General features: G+C 37.6%; 8 protein-coding genes. 1 reads left to right on the top strand and 7 read right to left on the bottom strand.

What is annotated here, in order from left to right:
* Positions 1 to 102: 102 nt before the first annotated feature.
* From mbhE to AC3AX0_RS05515, 5 genes are read right to left on the bottom strand one after another with little or no spacing between them, the layout of a single operon-like run.
* Positions 103 to 384 carry a hydrogen gas-evolving membrane-bound hydrogenase subunit E gene (mbhE, locus tag AC3AX0_RS05535; RefSeq protein ID WP_487549311.1) on the bottom strand — a complete coding sequence of 94 codons (282 nt, stop codon included), beginning with the start codon at positions 382 to 384 and terminating at the stop codon, positions 103 to 105.
* The gene (locus tag AC3AX0_RS05530; protein ID WP_487549310.1) at positions 381 to 620 is read right to left on the bottom strand and encodes a hydrogenase subunit MbhD domain-containing protein; all 240 of its coding nucleotides are present in this window, start codon (positions 618 to 620) and stop codon (positions 381 to 383) included. The genes mbhE and AC3AX0_RS05530 overlap by 4 nt, the downstream gene beginning before the upstream one ends.
* Complete coding sequence (gene mnhG / locus AC3AX0_RS05525) at positions 620 to 910, bottom strand: monovalent cation/H(+) antiporter subunit G (protein ID WP_487549309.1); 291 nt, start codon at positions 908 to 910, stop codon at positions 620 to 622. Before mnhG ends, AC3AX0_RS05530 begins: the two co-directional genes overlap by 1 nt.
* 1 nt (position 911) lies before the next feature.
* On the bottom strand, positions 912 to 1,166 hold the full coding sequence (locus AC3AX0_RS05520) for an MrpF/PhaF family protein (protein WP_487549308.1): 255 nt from the start codon (positions 1,164 to 1,166) through the stop codon (positions 912 to 914).
* Positions 1,159 to 1,635: a Na+/H+ antiporter subunit E gene (locus AC3AX0_RS05515; RefSeq protein WP_487549307.1), complete on the bottom strand. Its 477-nt coding sequence runs from the start codon at positions 1,633 to 1,635 to the stop codon at positions 1,159 to 1,161. Before AC3AX0_RS05515 ends, AC3AX0_RS05520 begins: the two co-directional genes overlap by 8 nt.
* Positions 1,636 to 1,845: 210 nt before the next feature.
* Here AC3AX0_RS05515 and AC3AX0_RS05510 point away from each other — a divergent pair, with 210 nt between their 5' ends.
* Positions 1,846 to 2,886, top strand: a complete 1,041-nt coding sequence (locus AC3AX0_RS05510; protein ID WP_487549306.1) for an FAD:protein FMN transferase — start codon at positions 1,846 to 1,848, stop codon at positions 2,884 to 2,886.
* A gap of 98 nt (positions 2,887 to 2,984) precedes the next feature.
* On the opposite strand, the gene AC3AX0_RS05505 is transcribed toward AC3AX0_RS05510, so the two are convergent.
* Both AC3AX0_RS05505 and prfB read right to left on the bottom strand, forming a co-directional pair.
* A complete protein-coding gene (locus AC3AX0_RS05505) occupies positions 2,985 to 5,267 on the bottom strand; it encodes a Tex family protein (RefSeq protein WP_487549305.1) in 2,283 nt (760 codons plus the stop codon).
* A 1-nt stretch (position 5,268) separates the two neighbouring features.
* The coding region (gene prfB / locus AC3AX0_RS05500) for a peptide chain release factor 2 (protein ID WP_487549304.1) at positions 5,269 to 6,246 on the bottom strand (978 nt) is incomplete at its 5' end.

Below are 6,246 nucleotides of genomic sequence, written 5' to 3'. Positions count from 1 at the left end.
CGTTTAACGCGGGTTGTCCGCTTTCTTGCAGTTTAGGAAAGTAAAAATGCATAATCCCTTGAATCGTTGGTATTATGCGGTTAAGGATACTTTCCTGCACGATTAACGCGGCGGAGCCGCTTTCTTGAACAGCAGCAGAATGATTAAAGCGCCTGTGAACAAAACTGAAGCTTCCATAAATGTGTCCAGTGCCCTGTAATCAAGTACTATTGCTGTTACTATGTTCATCGATCCCGTTTCTTCTGTTGCTTTTTCAAGATACGAATGACTCAATTCGTTGTTGTCGGGATTGTAGGGATTTCCAAAAGAAGGCAGTTCACTTACCCCTGACAGAAGAAGGACTATCAGAAGGATGGCTATGGTTATTGCACTTGCAAGTCTCATTTATTCTCTCCTTTTATCTTCTTCAAAGCTGCTATGAAAAGAAATGTAGTTACTCCTGCACCTACTGCAGCTTCCGTTATTGCCAGGTCGGGAGCATTAAGCTGCTGCCACAATACCGCCATTATAAGGCTATAGACCATGAATACAATAATGGTTGACAACAGGTCTTTTACTATTGAAATTGATATAGAAAATACAATTAAGGATATTAACATTATAATACTGAATAGTTCCATTAAATATCCTCACTTTCTTTTTCGTAATGTGCCTTGGTAATAATATGGGTTGCCGTTGGTGAAGTAACCCATATGAAACCTATTATTACTATTATCTTCAGTGTAACTGCATCAAAGCCATTGTAGATACAAAGTCCCAACAGTGTAAAAACAGTTCCCAGGGTGTCGCATTTTGCACTGCTGTGCGCCCTGGTATAAATATCTGGGAATCTCAATATTCCTATTGTTCCTACCAGAAAGAAGAAGATTCCTGAAAGCAGGAATAAGCTTGTTATTATATTTCTTGCCATATCACTGCTCCTTTATGGTTTTTGATATTATTATTGAAGCCGAAAAGCTAATCAGTGCATAGACCAGTGCAACATCAATGAAATAGCTTTCGTGGAAAATAAAAGACACTATTATTATTATTGATATAACTTTTGTTCCCACAAGGTTTATTGCTATTATCCTGTCTGAAATAGTAGGTCCCTTGATTGCCCTGTATACACATAGGAATATGGTTAAAGACAGAATCAATATTGTGAAATTAAGAAGACTAATCATAATAAAGTTCCTCCAGTTCCATTAAAATTTTTTCAAATCTTGTATCTTCGATTGATTTGCTGAATTCCTCAGTAAGGCAATGTATAAGCATTACATCATCATCCATTGAAACTGTAAGAGTTCCCGGTGTCAATGTTATGGAATTTGCCAGAATAGTCCTGTTAAGGTCCGATTTGAGACTGATTTTGTGTTTTACAAAAGTTGGTGATAGCTTCGGCTTTGGTGATAATACCAGTATGGCTACATGAATATTTGCCTTGATTATTTCATAAAAAAGAATGAAAATATATTCAAAGAAATATGGAATACTCTTTAATCCGATGCTTAACCGTATTTTTTTAATGAGTTTTTTGTTCATGAGGGCGACCAAAATAACTCCGAAAATTCCAGTGATCAAAACTTCAATGGAAAATCTTTCGGCAAAAACCAGCCACAATCCCAAAAGCAGGACATATATTAAATTGTGCATTAAATCACTCCTAGAAAATTATAAAGATTGGTATGTTTGAAGGGGATGAAAATTTACTGCTATAATATCATATATGAGAATGTTTTTCAATAGATTTGTTGGGATTGTTAACAAATCAACATTAACTGCGGAATTTAATGTTGAAGATTTAGCCCTAAAATAGTATAATCACCATAGCAGTTACAGTAATTACAAAAGGAGACATAATAAATGAAAAAAATACTCAGTATTGTACTGATACTGACCCTTGCCCTACCCCTATGGGGATGCACAACAAATAATTCAGATAATGATAATAATTTAAAAGTATCAAAGAACGAGTTTATGCTGGATACAATGATAACCATCACCCTTTACGGTACTGAAGACGATTCATCAATTGATGAAATATTCAAAGTTATTTCAGAATTGGAAAAAAAGCTTAGCATCCATGAAGAAGACAGTGAACTAGATTTCATAAGGAATAATGCAGGTATAGGACCTGTTGAAGTATCAGAGGATACACTGGCAGTTTTTGAAAAATCAATAGAATATTCAACTCTTTCTGGAGGACTCTTCGACATTACTTCAGCCCCTCTCATATCACTATGGGCAATTGGAACGGATGAACAGCATATTCCCTCTGCCGATGAAATAAAATCTGCACTTGAGCTTATAGATTATGGGAAAATTGTAATCAACCATAAGAATTCAACAATTTTCATAAAAGACAGGGACATGTATGCAAACCTTGGAGCCATAGCAAAGGGATATATCGCCGACCAGGCAGCTAAAAAAGCTAGAGAACTAGAAGTGGACAGTGCCATATTAAACCTCGGAGGCAATGTGTTACTGATTGGTTCTAAACCTGATGGAAATGCCTTTAAAGTAGGTATACAGGATCCTGACGTGACAAGAGGAGGATATATGGGAATCATTGAAGGCAGTAATCTTTCGATTGTCACCTCCGGAGACTATGAAAGATATTTTATTGAAGATGGTGTGAAATACCACCATATCCTTAATCCCCATACGGGTTATCCAGCTGAAAACAATATCAAGAGTGTGTCCATAATTACCAACAATTCTTTTGACGGAGATGCTCTTTCAACCTCCGTACTTCTCATGGGACTTGAAAAAGGTCTCGAATTCATCGAAAAAACTAAAAACACGGAAGCAATCTTTATAACCAAGGATAATGAAATCATATTGTCGAAAGGCATAGGAGACAGTTTTCAGCTTACATCGGAGTATTATACATACAAAAATTAGTACAATTAAATTTCCAACACATCAGCCATTATAGTAGAAATAAACAAATCCCGTGGACGCCCACGGGATTTGTTTATTATCTTATTTTTGTTTGTATTTTATTTCTTATTCTTGTTCTTTTTCAATGTCAGTGATATTCGGTTTCTCTTTGTGTCTATTTCCAGGATTCTTGCCGAAACAGTATCTCCTACCTGTACAACTTCCATAGGTGATTTTACATATTTGTCACTTATTTCCGATACGTGAATCAATCCGTCTTGCTTTACGCCGATGTCGACAAAGGCGCCAAAATCCACAACGTTTCTTACAGTACCAGTTACTATCATGTCTGGCTTTAGGTCAGACATTTTAAGTACATCATTTCTGAATATAGGCTTTGGCATTTCATCACGAGGGTCCCTGCCCGGCTTTTTAAGCTCTTCGATTATGTCTATTAATGTAGGAAGTCCAACTCCAAGTTCTTCTGAAAGAACCTTATATCTGTCGCTTAGCATTTCATTTGTTGATTTTTTCTTCTTGGTAACCTTAAGTCTTGCAAGATCTTGAAGGCTTTTCATCTTTCTTCCACCCTTGATTTCAAGAGTAGCATGCTTTTCCTGTACTGGAACAGACAGGATTTTCTCATTAAAGTCTGTAAGCTTTAAATTCCCAAGATGCTCAAAGTCATATCCAAGTCTAACAAGAAGTTTCTTTGCTATATCGTAAGACTCTGGATGAACTGCTGTCTTATCCAGGTAGTTTTCACCGTCGCTTATTCTCATGAATCCACCACACTGCTCGTATACCTTGTCACCAAGCCTCTTAACTTTTTTAAGGTCGTTTCTGCTGTGAAATTTGCCGTTTTCTTCCCTGTATGCAACTATATTCTTGGCTACAGACTTGTTTACACCGGCAACATATTGCAATAGAGAATAAGATGCTGTATTTAGGTCAACACCTACATTATTTACACAGTCTTCTACAACTCCATCAAGAGCCTTTCCAAGCTTTGACTGGTTTACATCATGTTGATACTGTCCTACACCAATGCTCTTTGGATCTATTTTTACCAATTCCGCTAGAGGATCCTGCAGTCTCCTACCTATGGATATTGCTCCCCTTATAGATACATCTATGTCAGGGTATTCCTCAGTAGCCAGCTTTGAAGCCGAATATACAGAAGCTCCCGCCTCACTTACTATTGTGTATGAAACTTTTTTATCCGATTCCTGCAGTATGTCTGCCACAAGCATTTCAGTTTCCCTTGAGGCTGTACCATTTCCTATGCTTATAATATCGATACCATATTTATTTATTAATTCATTTATTTTCGCCTTTGATTCCTTCACCTTGTTTTGAGGCTCGTTTGGATATATTGTATCATATTCAAGAACCTTTCCTGTTCCATCTAGGACTGTGAGCTTGCATCCCGTTCTGAATGAAGGGTCAACTGCAAGAACCACCGAGTCCTTCACAGGTGGCACCAAAAGAAGATTTTTCGTATTTTTTGAAAAGACCTTGATTGCTTCCACTTCAGCCTTTTCTGTAAGAATGTTTCTTATCTCCCTAGTCACCGAAGGATTGATAAGTCTCTTGTATGAATCTTCAATGGACTTATTAAGATACTCAGTCGTAACCGCATTTTCATTATTCACTATCCTATTTTTCAAATAGTTTACTATTTTCTCATCAGGAGTAGTCAGGTTAGCCTTTAATATCTTTTCATTTTCTCCCCTGTTTATAGCTAATATTCTGTGATTTGCAATTTTTGAAATTTCCTCTGTAAACTTGTAGTACATGTCGTAGACTGTACTCTCTTCCTCATTTACCGCTGATGTAGAAATAGATCCCTCTTTCAAGAAGATTTCACGAATTTTCTCTCTATATTCAGCGTCGTCTGATACGGCCTCTGCAATTATGTCCATTGCACCGTTGAATGCTACCTTTACAGTCTTTACCTCGTCGCTTAAATAAGGCTGGGCGAGTTCTTCTGACGAACCGGTCACTAATTCTTGTCTACGTATAATCTCAGCCAAAGGTTCCAGACCTTTTGCCTTTGCTACGGTTGCACGTGTTTTCTTCTTCTGTTTGTAAGGTCTGTACAGGTCTTCCACTCTCTGAAGAACTTCCGCAGTGAGTATATTTTTTTTCAATTCATCAGTAAGCTTGCCCTGCTCTTCTATGAGTCTTAAAACCTCTGTTTTTCTTTCTTCAAGGTTTCTTATATATGTCAGTCTTTCATCCAAATCCCTTAAAACAACGTCATCAAGAGATCCCGTCTTTTCCTTTCTGTATCTGGCTATGAAGGGAATGGTATTTCCCTCATCTATAAGATCCACAGTGCTTTTTACCTGGAATTCTTTCAGGCTAAATTCTTCACACAGTTTTTTTATTATATCCATTTTAGCTCTCCTGTCTGTTATTTATACTTTCCATTTTCAAATACTCATTCATGAACAAGTCTATGTCTCCGTCCATTACAGCCTGAACATTTCCCTTTTCAGCATTTGTCCTGTGATCCTTCACAAGACTGTATGGATGGAAAACGTAAGACCTTATCTGGCTTCCCCAGGCTATCTGGTTGTAGTTGCCCTGTATGTCCTCAATTTTTTCCTTATTTTCCGTCTCTTTTATTTCAATAAGCTTAGCCATAAGCATTTTCATGGCAGTAGCCTTGTTCTTGTGTTGCGATCTTTCATTCTGGCAGGATACCACTGCACCTGTAGGAAGGTGGGTTATCCTTACTGCTGAATCCGTCGTGTTTACGTGCTGTCCACCGGCTCCGCTTGCTCTGAATGTATCTATCTTGATGTCGGTCGGATTGATGTCAATTTCAATACTGTCATCAAGCTCAGGCATTATATCCGCTGATGCAAAGGACGTATGTCTTCTGTTCGATGAATCAAACGGGGAAATTCTTACAAGCCTGTGAACACCTTTTTCAGATTTGAGATATCCATATGCATATTCTCCTTGGATTAAAAGTGTAACACTTTTTATTCCTGCTTCCGTATCGGAAAGTATGTCAAGTATTTGAATTTTGTACTTCGCTTTTTCAGCCCACCTGGTATACATCCTCATAAGCATCTCTGCCCAGTCCTGAGCTTCAGTGCCTCCAGCTCCCGCATGTATTGTAAGTATTGCATTGTTTTTGTCATATTCGCCGTTCAAGAGAGTCTTTATTCTGAATTTCTCTATTTCTTCACCCGTATCCTTTACAAGTGACTTAAGATCAGTAATATATCCTTCATCCTCTTCTTCCTCAATAAGCTGTAGAGTTATTTCTATTTCCTCCACATTTTCCTTTATTTTATAATAGGTGGATAGCTTGTTCTGAATGGTCTTAAGTTCTGATGCAACTTTCTGTGCCTTGGCTACATC

It is taken from the genome of Dethiosulfatibacter sp., from assembly GCF_983023055.1.
The sequence above is the reverse complement of the archived record's forward strand: the minus strand, read 5'-3'. Positions and strand labels throughout refer to the sequence as shown.